13 protein-coding genes are annotated in these 15,001 nt (G+C 67.6%); 7 read left to right on the top strand and 6 right to left on the bottom strand.

Translation table 11 applies throughout. The annotated features are described in order from the left end of the window. Position 1 precedes the first annotated feature (1 nt). Positions 2-2,287, bottom strand: a complete 2,286-nt coding sequence (gene recG / locus ABZ789_RS00280) for an ATP-dependent DNA helicase RecG (RefSeq protein ID WP_358417246.1) — start codon at positions 2,285-2,287, stop codon at positions 2-4. Positions 2,288-2,332: 45 nt separating this feature from the next. Beyond that, positions 2,333-4,024 carry a DAK2 domain-containing protein gene (locus ABZ789_RS00275; RefSeq protein ID WP_358417244.1) on the bottom strand — a complete coding sequence of 564 codons (1,692 nt, stop codon included), beginning with the start codon at positions 4,022-4,024 and terminating at the stop codon, positions 2,333-2,335. A gap of 236 nt (positions 4,025-4,260) precedes the next feature. Here ABZ789_RS00275 and rpmB point away from each other — a divergent pair, with 236 nt between their 5' ends. Both rpmB and ABZ789_RS00265 read left to right on the top strand, forming a co-directional pair. After that, positions 4,261-4,452 (top strand): 50S ribosomal protein L28, encoded by a 192-nt coding sequence (gene rpmB / locus ABZ789_RS00270; protein WP_006551201.1) that lies wholly within the window; start codon positions 4,261-4,263, stop codon positions 4,450-4,452. Positions 4,453-4,540: 88 nt separating this feature from the next. Next, the gene (locus ABZ789_RS00265) at positions 4,541-5,359 is read left to right on the top strand and encodes an enoyl-CoA hydratase-related protein (RefSeq protein WP_358417238.1); all 819 of its coding nucleotides are present in this window, start codon (positions 4,541-4,543) and stop codon (positions 5,357-5,359) included. Positions 5,360-5,387: 28 nt separating this feature from the next. Here the strand turns inward: ABZ789_RS00265 and ABZ789_RS00260 are convergent, their stop codons facing one another. Genes ABZ789_RS00260 through ABZ789_RS00250 form a run of 3 tightly spaced genes read right to left on the bottom strand, consistent with a single transcriptional unit; the run spans position 5,388 to position 7,603 of the window. Beyond that, complete coding sequence (locus ABZ789_RS00260) at positions 5,388-6,116, bottom strand: uracil-DNA glycosylase (RefSeq protein WP_358417235.1); 729 nt, start codon at positions 6,114-6,116, stop codon at positions 5,388-5,390. Positions 6,117-6,121: 5 nt separating this feature from the next. Continuing rightward, positions 6,122-6,649, bottom strand: a complete 528-nt coding sequence (locus ABZ789_RS00255; RefSeq protein ID WP_358417232.1) for a gamma carbonic anhydrase family protein — start codon at positions 6,647-6,649, stop codon at positions 6,122-6,124. Between the two features lie 30 nt (positions 6,650-6,679). Further along, a complete protein-coding gene (locus tag ABZ789_RS00250; RefSeq protein WP_358418172.1) occupies positions 6,680-7,603 on the bottom strand; it encodes a thiamine-phosphate kinase in 924 nt (307 codons plus the stop codon). 156 nt (positions 7,604-7,759) lie between these two features. On the opposite strand from ABZ789_RS00250, the gene ABZ789_RS00245 reads away from it, so the two are divergent. Further along, a complete protein-coding gene (locus ABZ789_RS00245) occupies positions 7,760-8,362 on the top strand; it encodes a DUF3515 domain-containing protein (protein ID WP_358417229.1) in 603 nt (200 codons plus the stop codon). Between the two features lie 67 nt (positions 8,363-8,429). Here the strand turns inward: ABZ789_RS00245 and ABZ789_RS00240 are convergent, their stop codons facing one another. Then, positions 8,430-10,004: an acetyl-CoA hydrolase/transferase family protein gene (locus ABZ789_RS00240; protein WP_358417226.1), complete on the bottom strand. Its 1,575-nt coding sequence runs from the start codon at positions 10,002-10,004 to the stop codon at positions 8,430-8,432. Between the two features lie 312 nt (positions 10,005-10,316). Here ABZ789_RS00240 and ABZ789_RS00235 point away from each other — a divergent pair, with 312 nt between their 5' ends. The 4 genes from ABZ789_RS00235 to ABZ789_RS00220 all read left to right on the top strand — a co-directional run bounded on the left by ABZ789_RS00235 (position 10,317) and on the right by ABZ789_RS00220 (position 14,964). Continuing rightward, complete coding sequence (locus ABZ789_RS00235; RefSeq protein WP_358417223.1) at positions 10,317-12,431, top strand: RecQ family ATP-dependent DNA helicase; 2,115 nt, start codon at positions 10,317-10,319, stop codon at positions 12,429-12,431. A gap of 216 nt (positions 12,432-12,647) precedes the next feature. Beyond that, positions 12,648-13,157, top strand: coding sequence for a diaminobutyrate acetyltransferase (ectA, locus tag ABZ789_RS00230; protein ID WP_358418169.1), 510 nt, complete (start codon positions 12,648-12,650; stop codon positions 13,155-13,157). A 61-nt stretch (positions 13,158-13,218) separates the two neighbouring features. Continuing rightward, the gene (ectB, locus tag ABZ789_RS00225; protein WP_358417220.1) at positions 13,219-14,508 is read left to right on the top strand and encodes a diaminobutyrate--2-oxoglutarate transaminase; all 1,290 of its coding nucleotides are present in this window, start codon (positions 13,219-13,221) and stop codon (positions 14,506-14,508) included. A gap of 57 nt (positions 14,509-14,565) precedes the next feature. After that, positions 14,566-14,964: an ectoine synthase gene (locus tag ABZ789_RS00220; protein ID WP_358417218.1), complete on the top strand. Its 399-nt coding sequence runs from the start codon at positions 14,566-14,568 to the stop codon at positions 14,962-14,964. Positions 14,965-15,001 lie beyond the last annotated feature (37 nt).

Genomic DNA, 15,001 nt, shown 5'->3' with positions numbered 1-15,001 from the left:
CTCAGGACTTGTCGAGATACACGACACGCTCGGCGTCGAGGGCGGCCCGCACCATGCTCGCAAGCCCGGGATGCCGGTCGAGTCCGGGATCCTTCTCCGTCACCGCCCGGGAAAAGGCACGGGCGGACTCGATGACGTCGGCGTCGTCGACGAGCGAGAGCAGCCGCAGCGTCGAGACCGTGCCGGACTGTGCGACACCGAGGACGTCTCCCTCCCGCCGCAGTTGCAGATCGAGCTGGGCGAGTTCGAACCCGTCGGTCGTGCCGGCGACGGCCTCGAGCCGCATCATCGTGGGCGTCCCGGGCTTCGCGTCGGTCACCAGGAGACACAGGCCCTGATGGCCGCCACGACCGACGCGGCCGCGCAGCTGATGCAGCTGGCTGACGCCGAATCTGTCGGCATCGACGATCACCATCACGGTCGCGTTCGGCACATCGACGCCGACCTCGACGACGGTCGTGCACACGAGAACGTCGATCTTCGCGGCGTTGAACGCCTGCATCACCGCGTCCTTCTCGTCGGCCGGCAACCGGCCGTGCAGCAGCCCCACCCGCAGCTCGCTCAGCGGCCCGGAGGTCAGGAAATCGTACTGCTCGAGCACCGAGGTCGTCTCGGGGGGAGCCTGCTTGCCTTTGCCGGACGGCTCGGGCGCACCGGCGTCGAAGGCCGCGTCGTCGTCGGCATCGCCGTCGCCGATTCGCGAGCACACCACATAGGCCTGACGTCCCTCGGCGACCTCCTCGCGAATGCGCTCCCACGCGCGGTCGACCCACTTCGGGTGCACCTTCGCGGGCACCACGCGACTGACGATCGGTGACCGGCCACGCGGCAGTTCGCGGAGTGTGGATACCTCGAGGTCGCCGAGCACGGTCATGGCGATGGTGCGTGGGATGGGCGTGGCCGTCATCACCAACACGTGCGGAGACGCGCCGTCGCGACCTCGCGACCGCAATGCATCGCGTTGCTCGACACCGAAGCGGTGCTGCTCGTCGATCACCACGAGACCGAGATCGAAGAACTGCACCTTGTCCTCGATCAGCGCGTGGGTGCCGATCACGATCCCGGCATCGCCGGTCACCGCCTCGTTGAGCGCCTGCCGTTTGCGCGCGGTACCCATCGAACCCGTCAGCAGCGTCACGCGGGTCGCGAGTTCGTGAGCGCCGAGTTCGCCCGCCGCGGCGAGATCGCCGAGCATCGTGGTGAGCGAACGCGCGTGCTGTGCCGCGAGCACCTCGGTCGGAGCGAGCAACGCACACTGCCGCCCCGAGTCGATCACCTGCAGCATCGCCCGCAGCGCCACGATCGTCTTGCCCGAACCGACCTCGCCCTGCAGCAGCCGGTTCATGGGATGCCCGCGGGACAGGTCGGCCGAGATCTCGTCGGCGACGGCGAGCTGCCCCGCCGTCAGTTCGAAGGGAAGCCGGCGATCGAACTCGTCGGCGATCCCACCGTCACGGTGCGGACACGCCGGCGCCGACCGCACCTCGACGTCGTGCCGGCGACCCGCGAGTACGAGCTGCACCGCGGCGGCCTCGTCGAACCGCAGGCGGTCGCGCGCACGATCGATCTCCTGCTTCGTGTCGGGAAGGTGGATCGACCGGAGCGCCTCGTCGAGACCCATGAAACCGTGCTCTTCGCGCACCCATGCGGGCAGCGGATCGTCGACCCGGTCGAGCTGGTCGAGCACCTGCCGCACGCACCGCATGACGGTCCACGACTCCACCTCGCGGGTCGCGCGGTACATGGGGATGAGCGCACGGTCGAAGACCGACATGTCCACGCCCGAGCCGTCCTGGGCGGTACGCGCAAGACCCGCGAGGGCACCGGCGCCCCGCACCCGGGCAGGCGCCGCGGATACTAGGTCCTCTGCGTCGCGCGGCTCGGGCAGCACGAGATAGCTGGGGTGGGTCAGGCTCCATTTGTCGCGGAAGTACTTCACGGTGCCCGAGAACATCGCGCGCACTCCCGGTTTGATGTTGTGCTTGACCCGGTGCGGGTTGAAGAAGGTGACGTCGATGCTGTGGCGGTCGGAGCGCAGCCGCACGGCGAGTCTCTTGCCGGCACGCGACTTCATCGGCACCTCCTGCGCCGATTCGACCCGCGCGATGATCGTGATGTGCTGACCTTCTTCGGGCCGGCTCTCGCCCAGCTCGGCACCCTGGGTGGCGTAGCGGTGCGGATAGTGACGTAGCAGATCCTCGACCGTGACCATCCCGAACGCGTCGTGCAATGCGTCCGCCGTCTTGCGGCCGAGGACATGGTCGAGCCGGTCCGCGAGTGTCGCCACTGCCGTCCCTTCTGCTTCTCGCGCGGTGACCTCTCGGCACACCGGCTACTCGACGCCGAGCTGCAGCAGGTCGCTGCGCTGACCCCCCTGATACACCACTACGTCGATCTCCGGGTGACGGTGATCGAGGTGCGCGGCCAGCTGCTCGACGAGTTCGGCGGGGGCATGCGCACCGACGAGCATCGTCACGAGCTCACCACCCGCGGCGAGAATCTTGTCGAGCAGCGACGCTCCCGCTGTCACCAGATCATGCTCGATCACTACGACATCGTGACCCGAGAGTCCGAGACTGTCGCCTGGTTCGCACGTTCCGACCCAGGTCAGCGCCCGTTCGTCCGCATACCGCAAGGACCCCCAGCGCACGCACGATGCGGCCTCCGACATCGCGAAGGCGTCGTCGACGGTCGCCCGCATCGGGTCGTGCACGGCCAGTGACGCCAGCCCCTGCACCACCGACGAGCTGGGCAGAAACATCACGTCCCGGTCCTCCCGCCGCGCCCGGGCACCCACCGCGACCACGTCCTGCGCCGAGAGCGCCCCGTTGGGCAGGACGAGGACATCACGGCTCGGCAGGGCGCGAATCGCTTCGAGAAGGTCGTCCGGAGCGGAGATCTCCTCCGCCCGCAACACCGTCGCTCCCTCTGCCTCGAACAGTTCGGCGGCACCGTCACCGCCGACCACCGCGAGAATCGCCCGCGGCTGCTCCCCTGCCCTCTCGACGCGCGCCGGGGCAGCCGCGCCGGATCCGGCCGCAGCGGAGTCGTCGGCGCATCCGCGGCGAACGGACTCGAGCGCGAAGCAGGTGATGTCGATGCGGCTGAGAGCACCCGCCGCGAGGCCTGCCTCCACCGCCGCGCCGGGATCACAGCAGTGGACGTGCACGGACCAGCAACCGGCCTCACCGGCGGCGATGGCAACCGAGTCACCGAGGGCGTCGAGATCCGAACGCAGCGCGGCGACCCGCGCTTCGTCGGTCTGCTCGACGAGGTACATCACCTCGTATTCCTGGTGGTCGCGGTCGTGGTGGTCGTCGACGATCTCGGGTTCCACCACGGGTCGTGAGGCACCTGCGAGCTCCATCCGGCGGTCCGGGCGCGTTCCTGTCGTGACCTCGACCAGGCAGTCCAGCAGCACGAGCAGCCCGAGACCGCCTGCATCGACCACCCCGGCCTCGGCGAGAACGTCGAGTTGGGTGGTGGTGCGCTGCAAGGCGTCGGCGGCGGCGTCCGCGCTCGCGACGGCCACCTCGCACACCGTTGCATCGGTGCCCTGGGCGGCCCGTCCGGCGCCGTCCGCAGCGGCTTCGAGAACACTGACGATGGTGCCCTTCGCAGGCGCGCTGAGCGCCCCGGTGACGAGAGTCGCAGCGTTCGCGAGAGCTGCGGCGAGATCCCGGGCGCCGACCGTTTTCAGGCCGGCGACGGCATCGGCGACCCCGCGCAGTGCCTGCGCCAGGATGATTCCCGAATTGCCCCGAGCACCCTCGAACGCGCCGCGGGCGAGACCTTCGGCGACGTCCGAGGCGGTGAGAGCGCCGTCCACGGGACCCCCGATCCGGGCCGCCGCAGCCTGCAGCGTGAACAGCAGGTTGTTGCCGGTGTCCCCGTCCGGAACCGGGAAGACGTTGAGCGAATTGATCTCCGCCCGACGCTGGTCGAGCGCTTCGACGCCGAACTCGACCCATCGGCGCAGCGCCCGGCCGTCCACTGTGTCCTCGGCTCCGAGCAACGATTCCACCCCCTTCGCCTCTCACCTTCCGGGCACCGTCATGCTGTTCACCCGACGCCGACAGGCAGGTGTGTCGGGTCCTGCCCGACAGGGTAGCCGTGGGTGGCTGCACCGTCCGGTTTGGCCATCCGCCCTCGAGTTCGCTAAGCTTGCCGGGTTGCCTCGCACGGGTGACTCGTTCCCCGTGTTTGCAGGTCGAACCAACAGACAGAAGATCTATCCACTAGACACAAGGAGTTCGCGACATGGCTGCCGTCTGCGACGTATGCGCCAAGGGCCCCGGCTTCGGGAAGTCGGTCTCGCACTCGCACCGGCGTACCAACCGTCGCTGGAACCCGAACATCCAGAGCGTGCGCGCTCAGGTTGCTCCGGGCAACACCCGCAAGATGAACGTGTGCACCTCCTGCCTCAAGGCCGGCAAGGTCGTTCGGGGCTGAGACCCGGTAGAGCTGTAGCGAAGGCCCCCGGCGCGATTGCGCCGGGGGCCTTCGTCGCTCGATCCGGCACGCCGGTTATCGTGCCCGAATGACCGAGAATCAAGTTTCCTTCCCCGCAGGCGACAATCCGCAGCATTCGCTGGTGAGTGTCGAGGACCGCGTCCTGCGAATCGCCGTGGCGACATCCGAGCACGGCACTTCCCTGTCCCCGCTCGGGATGGAGCAAGGCACCGCAGCCTTGCGCGCCGCCGGATCCGAGATCGGCGCCGTTCTGCTCGTCGGTGAGGGTGCGAACTTCTGTGCGGGCGGAAACGTCCTCGGATTCGCCGCGGCCGAGGACCGCGGTGCCCACCTCCTCGAGATCGCGAATCTCTTCCACGACTTCGTCCGCGAGTTGGAGAAGGCCCCCGTACCGGTCGTCGCCGCCGTGCACGGCTGGGCCGCGGGCGCGGGTATGAGCCTGGCCTTGCTTGCCGACATCGCACTTGCCGGTCCGGGCACGAAGATGCGCGCCGCGTATCCGTCGATCGGGTTCTCCCCCGACGGCGGGATGTCCTGGACCCTGCCGCGGATCGTCGGTCCGTCGCGGGCACGAGAGATCATCATGACCGACTCGGTGATCGGCGCGGACGAAGCCGTGCGCCTGGGCCTGCTCAGCCGGCTCGTCGCCGACGGAGAGATCCAGAGCGAAGCATTGCGCATCGCCCGAACCCTCGCGCACGGCCCGACGCAGTCCTACGCTGCTGTCCGCACGCTCGTCGCCGGGTCCGCAGGCCGGTCGCTGTCCGAGCAGCTCGACGTGGAAGCTGCTGCGATCTCTGCGGCTGCGACGACACCCACGGGCATCGAGGGCGTCGACGCGTTCGTGGCGAAGCGGCGACCCGATTGGGAGTCGGTCCGTAACTGACGACGTCGATCCGGCACCGAACCGGTGGTCAGGACAGGCGCCAGTCCACCGGTTCGCCGCCCTGCTCGACGAGGAGTGCGTTAGCGCGGCTGAACGGGCGCGATCCGAAGAATCCGCGCGAGGCCGACAGTGGCGAGGGATGGGCCGACTTGACGGTGGGCACATCCCCGAGCATCGGCTCGAGGGTCGCGGCGTCGCGACCCCAGAGGATCGCCACGAGCGGAGTCCCGCGGCCGACCAGCGCCCTGATCGCCTGCTCGGTCACCGCTTCCCAGCCCTTGCCGCGGTGCGATGCCGGCTGGCCGGGCGCCACGGTCAGCACCCGGTTGAGCAGCAGGATCCCGTGTTCCGTCCACGGCGACAGGTCGCCCGTGGACGGCGTCGGAAGACCGAGATCCTCGGTGTACTCACGGTAGATGTTGACCAGACTCCGCGGAATCGGCCGCACGTCCGGAGCCACCGAGAAGCTCAGCCCTACAGCGTGACCGGGTGTGGGATACGGATCCTGCCCGACGATGAGCACCCGCACCGACTCGAACGGCTGGGTGAACGCGCGCAGCACGTTCCGGCCCGACGGCAGGTAGCTGCGTCCCGCGGCGAGTTCCGCGCGGAGGAAGTGTCCCATCGCGGTGATGTCGTCGGCGACCGGTGCGAGCGCCCGCGCCCAACCCGGATCGACGAGTTCTGCGAGAGGCCGACCGGAGCGGGGTTCACCCGCCTGCCCGACCACGGACTGCGTATCGACGGTGTCGTCCACCCTGGTCACTCCTGGTCGATGCGGCGGAGGGCGGTCCGGTAGTAGGCGGCATTCGCCGCGTACATCTCGGCGTTCGCGTCGAAGTTCCCCTCGGGGATCTCGTATCCCTCGCGGACCTTCGCGGGGATACCCATAGCCATGCGGCGCGGCGGAAGCTCGAATCGTGGAGGGATCAGGGCACCGGCCGCGACCTGGGCACCGGCACCGATGACCGATCCGTTGAGGACCAGCGAACCCGACCCGATCAGCACGCCGTCGCCGATGGTGGAGCCTTCGATGTGGGCGTTGTGGCCGACGACGCACCGGGCTCCGATGCTCGTGGGCTCGATCGCGGTGCAGTGGATGATCGTGCCGTCCTGGATGTTGGTCTTCTCTCCGACGGTGATCGTGCCGTAGTCCCCACGCAGCACCGCGGAGGGCCAGACGGAGGCCCCGGCACCGAGGGTGACGTTGCCGATCACGACCGCGTCGGGATGAACCCACGCGTCGGGATGGATATCGGGGACACGCTCGCCGAGTGCGTAGACAGCCATGACTGCAGAACCTATCTCGAGCGAAGCCGCCTAACGTGCACTGCCCGGAGCGAAGCTCTCCCAGCCTCCCGGTGCGGAGCGTTCCTTCCCGTCGAGGGTCACTCCTCGCCCGGTGGCCACCACTCCGATCGGCCGCCACCCCTCGGGCAGCACGACCTCGGGCGGGAAGCACGCCGCGAGCGCGTGATCCTCACCGCCGGCGAGGGTCCATTCCCACGGATCGGCTGCCAATGCGGCCCCGGCTTCCCGCAGCGTGCGGCCGGGAGTGAGCGTTCGGGAGTCCAGATCGATCGCCACCTCCGATGCAGCGCAGATGTGTCCGAGGTCTGCGACGAGACCGTCGGAGATGTCGGTGCAGGCGTGGGCTCCGGCCGCGGCTGCGGCGGGACCGGCCGCGTAGGGCGGTTCCGGCACGAGATGCGACGCGACCAGTTCGGGAAACTCCCGGTTGCCGGCCAGGAGCAGAGCCAATCCGGCTGCCGAGCGACCGGTAGTTCCGGCCAGAGCGACGATGTCACCGGCGCGTGCACCCGATCGGAGCAGGGGCGGGCGCCCTTCCAGTTCGCCGAGCACGGTGACCGAGACGATCACTTGAGCCGCCTGTACGAGATCTCCACCCACGACTCCGGCACCGATCTCCTCCGCGGCCTCCCCGATCCCTGCCGAGATCTCGTCGAGAACGGCGACCGGAGTGTCGGGCGGGCACCCGAGACCGACGACGAACGCGGTGGGCCGCGCACCGACCGCAGCGACGTCGGCGCCGTTCTGAGCGACGGCCTTGCGGCCGACCTCCCGCGGAGTCGACCAGTCGAGACGGAAATGGCGGCCCTCGACGAGCATGTCGGTCGAGATTGCGATACGCCCGTCGGCGGCCGCGACGACCGCAGCATCGTGGCCCGGGCCGACCAGCGTGCTGTCGGGCTGTCGCCGTGCTCTCACCGCACGTTCGATCACGGGGAACTCCCCGATGTCGGATACGGTGGGTCGGGTCGGGTTCGTCACGGTGACGGTCGCCTCTTTCTCGGTCGGCGGTGGGAGAGAGCCGGCGCGTGCCCTGCTACGTTCGATCACGCTACCGCCCCTTGCCCCCGAGCCCGGACGCTGGACACGATGAACGACACCCCTGATCCCGACCGCGAGTCTTCCGACGACGCCTCTACAGAGGGCCACGAATCGGACAAGACCCGACGCAGTCCCGCTCTGATCGCGACGGCGATCGCACTGCCCGTCGCCTTGCTCGTCGGCGTGGTCGTGGCCGCGGTGATCGTGTCCCGGAGTCCGGTGAACACTCCCGTGGGTCTCGGTCCCGTGCCCGCCCCGGAAGCCGAATCCGAATCCTGCTCACAACTGCTCGGTGCCCTCCCTGAGGATCTCGGCGACTACACACGTGCAGAACTGGCCGATCCGGCACCGATCGGTGCGGCGGCCTGGCAGTCCCCCGAGGGTGACGAGGTGGTTCTGCGTTGCGGCCTCGACCGGCCTGCCGAGTTCGATCAGGCGGCTGCGCTCCAGGTGATCGACGGTGTGCAGTGGTTCGAGGTGTCCGGTGCCGCGGAAGGTATCCCCGCGAGTACGTGGTTCGTCGTCGATCGCCCGGTGTATGTGGCACTGACGGTGCCCGACGGCTCCGGGCCGACGCCGCTCCAGGACATCACGACGGCGATCGCGGCGACGCTGCCGCAGGAAGAGATCGACCCGGCACCGATCCGCTGAAAATGGACGAACGTATGTCGGCCTCGGCACCGCGGTGCCGAGGCCGACATACGTATCGGTCGCGCGCTCAGGACGTGCGCATGGTTCCCGTGCGCTGGAAGCGGTCGTGGAAGGAGAACGCCTCACCGAGCAGGTGCGGTGTGTGGCCGGCACCCGGGGTCGCTTCGGCGCGTTCGATGTAGTCGAGCAGCTCCGCGCGGTAGTCGGGATGCGCGCAGCGCTCCACCACGACCCGCGACCGCCGCCGCGGTGACAGGCCGCGCAGATCGGCGAGCCCCTGCTCGGTGACGATGACCTGCACGTCGTGTTCGGTGTGGTCGACATGCGGCACCATCGGAACGATCGACGAGATCGCACCGTCGCGGGCGGTCGACGGACTCAGGAACATCGACAGATAGCCGTTGCGGGCGAAGTCGCCGGAACCACCGATGCCGTTCATGATTCGGGTGCCCATGACGTGGGTGGAGTTGACGTTGCCGTAGATGTCGGCCTCGAGCATGCCGTTCATGGCGATGATGCCGAGCCGGCGCACGATCTCCGGGTGATTGCTGATCTCCTGCGGACGCAACACGATGTGGTCGCGGTAGAAGTCGATGTTCTCGACGAAGTCGGCCAGTCCCGCTTCCGAGAGCGCGAGCGCGGTCGCCGACGCGAAACGGACTGTGCCGTTCTTGACGAGATCGAGCATGCCGTCCTGGATGACCTCGGAGTAGCAGGTCAGGCCCCGGTACGGTCCGCGGCCGAGTCCGGCGAGCACGGCATTGGCGACGTTGCCGATACCCGATTGCAACGGAAGCAGCGTGTCGGCGGGCAGCCGTCCCGCGGCGACCTCGTGTGCGAAGAAGTCGAGGACGTGGGCCGCGATGGCACTGCTCGTGACATCGGGAGCGGTCAACTTCGTGGCGCTGTCGGGGCGGTCGGTCTCGACCACAGCCACGACCCGTTCCGGATCGATGCGGAAATGGGGCCGGCCGATGCGGTCCTCGACGTCGGTCAGCTCGATCGGCCGCCGGTTCGGAGGAAGGGCGGTGCCGTAGTAGACATCGTGCACCCCGTCCATCGCGTCCGGGATCCACGAGTTGACCTCGAGGATGACCTTCTCCGCGACGTCGAGCCAGGTCTTGTTGTTGCCGATGGAGGTCGCCGGGATCAGTTCGCCCGTCTCGGTGATGCCGGAGATCTCGACGACTGCGACGTCGACATGTCCGTAATAACCCTCCCAGACCTGCTGCGCGACGTGCGAGAGGTGGATGTCGACGTACTCCATCCGCCCGTCGTTGATCCGCCCACGTGCGGTGGGTTCCGACTGGTAGGGCATGCGCAGCGCGATGCCGTCGACTTCCGCGAGCATGCGCTCCGTATCGGCGGCGACCGAGGCGCCGGTGAGGAGGTTGACCCGGAAATCGCCACCGGTCGCCCGTGTACGACGGATGTGCTCGGCGAGGGCGGGAGTCACGGCTTTCGGAGTGCCCGCGCTGGCGAACCCACTGATGGCGACGGTGTCGCCGGGGCGGATCCACTGCACTGCTTCCTGCGCCGTCACGATCTTGCTGCGGTAGGCCTCGTGCCGTACCCGAGCCTCGGCCGGGCTCACCACGACCGGCTCCGCAGGCGCTGCAGAGGATGAAAGGGCTGCATGCATGCCGACGACCATAGCGGCGCGCCTGATCCCCTCATCACACTCGGGCCGGACCGGCGATCGCCGTCACCAATTTCGACACAGAGTGTCACGACTCGCGCTCCAAGATCATTGTCATTGAAAGTTATTGTTTCGCAATATTTTACATCACGATTTCCGGCACTTTGATTGACACTCGGTGCCACGTGCCTCACGCTGCGCATCCGTCACACCGTTTCACGGTATCCCCGTTCACCGCCGCACCGATACCGTTCACCGCCTGCGACGGACCGTTCGCCGCCTTCGCGAGGGAAGGCCGTCGGGCACGATTGCACCATGACGAACTCCAGCGTCCTGCTGCGTGACGATGCCGAACGACTTCTCCGCGAACTGGCCGGACCCGGCGCCCGGTTACGCGACGACCAGTGGATCGCGATCGAAGCCCTCGTCGTCCACCGTCGACGCGCCCTCGTCGTACAGCGGACCGGCTGGGGGAAGTCCGCCGTCTACTTCATCTCGGCCAAGCTGCTGCGCCGGCAGGGACGCGGCCCCACCGTGATCGTCTCCCCACTGCTCGCACTGATGCGCAATCAGGTCGCAGCCGCAGATCGGGCCGGCGTCCACGCGGCCACCATCAACTCCGGCAACGTCACGGAATGGGACGACATCCACCGCCGGATCGCCGCAGGCGAGATCGACGTCCTGCTCGTCAGCCCGGAACGTCTCAACAACCCCGACTTCCGCGACCAGGTGCTGCCCTCCCTCGCACGCGACGCCGGACTCGTGGTCGTCGACGAAGCGCACTGCGTGTCGGACTGGGGGCACGACTTCCGGCCCGACTACCGCCGTATCCGCACACTCGTCGCCGAACTCGGCGAGGACGTTCCCGTGCTCGCGACGACGGCCACCGCCAACGACCGGGTGGTGGCCGACATCGCCACCCAGCTGGGAGTCGGCGGAAGCGGGAATGCTCCGTCCGACGACACCCTGATTCTGCGCGGGGGCCTCGATCGCCCGTCACTGCACCTGTCGGTCGTGCGGATCGACGAGCCGGCGCGACGCGCGGCATGGCTCGCACGGCATCTGGAGGATCTGCCGGGCTCGGGCATCGTGTACACGCTGACGGTCTCGGCCGCACGCGACCTCGCCGCCCTGCTGTCCGACCGCGGCTACGCGGTGGCCGCCTACACCGGGCAGACCGAACCGACCGAACGTGAACAGCTCGAAGCCGATCTCCTCGGCAACAAGGTCAAGGCCCTCGTCGCGACCTCCGCACTCGGCATGGGCTTCGACAAACCCGATCTCGGTTTCGTCGTCCATCTCGGCGCCCCCTCGTCCCCGATCTCCTACTACCAGCAGGTCGGGCGTGCCGGCCGCTCCACCGAGCGCGCCGAGGTGGTGCTGCTGCCCGGCCCGGAGGACAGCCGGATCTGGGAATGGTTCGCCTCGGTCGCCTTCCCCGAGGAAGCACTCGTGCGGCGCGTCATCGCAGCACTCGACACCGAACGGCCACTGTCTACTCAGGCGCTCGAACCGCGGGTCGATCTCAATCGCGCCCGCCTCGAGATGGTGCTCAAGGTCCTCGATGTCGACGGGGCGGTGAAAAGGGTGAAGGGCGGCTGGGTGGCCACCGGACAGCCGTGGGTGTACGACGAGGACCGTTACGGGCGCCTCGAAGAGGCTCGCGCAGCCGAGCAGGAAGCAATGCTGGAATACGAGCGCACCACCGAATGCCGGATGTTGTTCCTCCGCCGCCAGCTCGACGATCCCGAACTGGACGCGCAGGGCACCGGCTGCGGTCGCTGCGACAACTGCACCGGCTCCAGATGGGAGACGACGGTCGACGACGAGGACCTCGCCCGGACCCGGGCCCGGCTCGAACGACCGGGCGTGGACCTACCCCCGCGGCGGCAGTGGCCGACCGGTATGGCGACCCTCGGTGTACAGCTGTCGGGTCGCATCACGGACGGTCCGCGCGCGGGCCGCGTCCTGGGGAGGCTGTCGGATCTCGGATGGGGCCCGCGGCTGCGCGAACTGCTCGACGGCCCGGACCGCGAGGCACCACAGGGGGTGATCGACGCGTCGATCGCGGTGCTCGCCGCCTGGGACTGGGAGGAACGGCCGACCGCGGTCATGGCCATGGACTCCCACACCCATCCTCTCCTGGTGCAGTCCCTCGCGTCCCGATTGGCACAAATCGGACGATTACGAGATCTAGGTGTACTTCGCAGACGAAATGGGAATACGGAGCCGACGGCTGCGAACTCGGCATACCGGGTCGCCGCACTGATCGATGCGTGGGAACAGCCCGACCTGCTCGGGCTGCGTGGTCCGATCCTGCTCGTCGACGCGGCGACCGACACCGGCTGGACGCTCACGATGGCGGCGAGAACCCTCGTCGCCGCGGGAGCCGACGCGGTGTTGCCGTATGCCCTCGCAAGCCCGAAGTAATCGCCACGAGGAGGCCCGACGTAACATGTTTGTGACCGGTATCACAACACACATGCGACCTGCGCGGACCACAAGGTTCCGGTCCCGAATCCGGCTTTTGGGGTGATCTCGACACCGCAAGTTGTTAGGTTGAGAGGACATATGAGGCCCGTCAAGGAAAGAAGTACCCCGTCCCCCGACTCGGCTGAAATGGACAGTGCGGCCGTCTCGCAAGAGATGGCCGATATCGCCGAGTCCGGTAGTGAGCCGGATCCGATCGAATTCCGGCGTCCGCGTATTGCCGACGGAAAACGGCTATGGCAGATCGCGCGAGACTCGCAGGTTCTCGACGTCAATTCCGGTTACGCATATGTGCTGTGGTGTCGCGATTTTGCAGATACTTCGGTCGTTGCCACCGACGAGGCTGATCGCCCCGTGGGCTTCGTGACCGGCTACCGCCGGCCCGATGCCCCGCACACCTTGTTCGTCTGGCAGGTGGCAGTGGATGCCGACCAGCGCGGACGCGGTGTGGCCGGCCGGATGCTCGACGCTCTGCTCGACCGTCTCGAGCCGCTGGGCGTGACCCGTCTCGAAACGACGGTGAGCCCCGACAACGAGGCGTCGATCGCGATGTTCACCGCACTCGCCCGTCGTCGCGGAACACATATAACTCGCACCGAACTGTTCGCGCCGGACGATTTCCCCGATTCGCATCTCGCCGAGGATCTCTACACCATCGGCGAATGATCGCCGCTCAGAAATCCCATAAATCTCGAAATATTCGAAGTTATCACAGGAGGACCACAACATGACCATCCTGGAGCACAAGCCCGAGACCGCCCCGAAGTCCGATACAGCGATTTTCTCGCATCTCGAATCCGAGGTCCGGAGTTACAGCCGCGGATGGCCCACAGTATTCGAGAAGGCGTCGGGATCCTGGTTGCGCAGCGAGGACGGGAAGGATTATCTCGACTTCTTCGCCGGCGCGGGCGCCCTGAACTACGGGCACAACAATCCGATCCTCAAATCGGCCCTCGTCGACTACATCATGAGCGACGGCATCACTCACGGCCTCGACATGCACACCGTCGCCAAGCGCAAGCTCCTCGAGACCTTCGAGTCGCACGTGCTCGCACCCCGCGGCCTCGACTACAAGGTCCAGTTCCCCGGCCCGACCGGCACGAACGCCGTCGAGGCAGCACTCAAGCTCGCCCGCAAGGTCACCGGTCGCGAGTCGGTCATCAACTTCACCAACGCCTTCCACGGCATGACGCTCGGCGCTCTGTCGGTCACCGGTAACTCGATGAAGCGCGCCGGTGCAGGTGTCCCGCTGGTCCACGCCACCCCGATGCCGTTCGACAACTACTTCAACGGCGTCACCGAAGACTTCCAGTGGTTCTCGCGAGTCCTCGACGATGCGGGCAGCGGCCTCAATCGGCCCGCGGCGGTCATCGTCGAGACGGTCCAGGGCGAGGGTGGCGTCAACGTCGCTCGGCCCGAATGGCTTCGCGCCCTGGCGGATCTGTGCCGCGAGCGCGACATCCTCCTCATCGTCGACGATGTGCAGATGGGTTGCGGCCGGACAGGTCCGTTCTTCTCGTTCGAGATCGCCGGGATCACGCCCGACATCGTGACTCTGTCGAAGTCGATCGGTGGTTACGGACTGCCGCTCGCCTTCACCCTCTTCAAACGCGAACTCGACGTGTGGGGTCCGGGCGAGCACAACGGCACCTTCCGCGGCAACAACCCGGCATTCGTGACGGCAACCGCCGCGCTCGAGCACTACTGGGCCGACGACAAGCTCGAACGCGACACCCTGCGCAAGGGTGAGCGTATCCGTCAGACCTTCATGAACCTGTCGGACATGTTCGACGGTGTCTCGACTCGCGGACGCGGTCTGGTTCAGGGTCTGGTCTTCGAGAACCCGGACGATGCCGAGAAGGTGTGCGCACTCTCCTTCGAACAGGGACTGCTCGCCGAGACGTCCGGCCCGTCGGACGAGGTCGTCAAGCTGCTCCCGCCGCTGACCATCACCGACGACGAACTCGAGTTCGGACTCAATATCCTCGCCGAAGCGACGGCCAAGGTCCGTTCCTGACCTGATCGCCGCTCCACACCTCTCGAACCGCTGTACAGAGAAGGACTTTCGACACCCATGATCGTTCGCACGACAGAAGAGATCACCGGCACCGAGCGCGATGTCGTCTCGGAGGACGGGCAGTGGCGCAGCAAGCGCATCGTGCTCGCCGGCGACAAGGTCGGTTTCTCGTTCCACGAGACGACCATCGAGCCCGGCACTGTCAACGAGTTCCACTATGCGAACCACATCGAGGCGGTGTGGCTGGTCGAGGGCACCGGCAAGCTGCAGGACCTCGACAACGACGTGGAGTACGAACTCGGCCCGGGCTCGATGTACCTGCTCAACGGACACGAGCGGCATCGCGTGCTTCCCGAGACGCGGATGCGCATGCTGTGCGTCTTCAACCCCCCGGTCACCGGCCGTGAGGTTCACGACGAGAACGGTGTGTACCCGTTGATCGAGGAGCCTGCCTGAGGGGCAACCACGTGACCGATGCGGGGCGGACGCTTAG

It is taken from the genome of Rhodococcus sp. NPDC047139, assembly GCF_040643435.1.
In the GTDB taxonomy this organism is placed as follows: domain Bacteria; phylum Actinomycetota; class Actinomycetes; order Mycobacteriales; family Mycobacteriaceae; genus Rhodococcus.
The sequence above is the reverse complement of the archived record's forward strand: the minus strand, read 5'-3'. Positions and strand labels throughout refer to the sequence as shown.

Excerpts from the sequence above, each read along its gene's own strand:
- ABZ789_RS00240 (WP_358417226.1), bottom strand. The coding sequence starts at position 10,004 with ATGCATGCAGCCCTTTCATCCTCTGCAGCGCCTGCGGAGCCGGTCGTG.
- ectA (WP_358418169.1), top strand. The coding sequence starts at position 12,648 with ATGGCCGATATCGCCGAGTCCGGTAGTGAGCCGGATCCGATCGAATTC.
- ABZ789_RS00265 (WP_358417238.1), top strand. The coding sequence starts at position 4,541 with ATGACCGAGAATCAAGTTTCCTTCCCCGCAGGCGACAATCCGCAGCAT.
- ABZ789_RS00255 (WP_358417232.1), bottom strand. The coding sequence starts at position 6,649 with ATGGCTGTCTACGCACTCGGCGAGCGTGTCCCCGATATCCATCCCGAC.
- ABZ789_RS00235 (WP_358417223.1), top strand. The coding sequence starts at position 10,317 with ATGACGAACTCCAGCGTCCTGCTGCGTGACGATGCCGAACGACTTCTC.
- ABZ789_RS00245 (WP_358417229.1), top strand. The coding sequence starts at position 7,760 with ATGAACGACACCCCTGATCCCGACCGCGAGTCTTCCGACGACGCCTCT.
- rpmB (WP_006551201.1), top strand. The coding sequence starts at position 4,261 with ATGGCTGCCGTCTGCGACGTATGCGCCAAGGGCCCCGGCTTCGGGAAG.
- ABZ789_RS00220 (WP_358417218.1), top strand. The coding sequence starts at position 14,566 with ATGATCGTTCGCACGACAGAAGAGATCACCGGCACCGAGCGCGATGTC.
- ectB (WP_358417220.1), top strand. The coding sequence starts at position 13,219 with ATGACCATCCTGGAGCACAAGCCCGAGACCGCCCCGAAGTCCGATACA.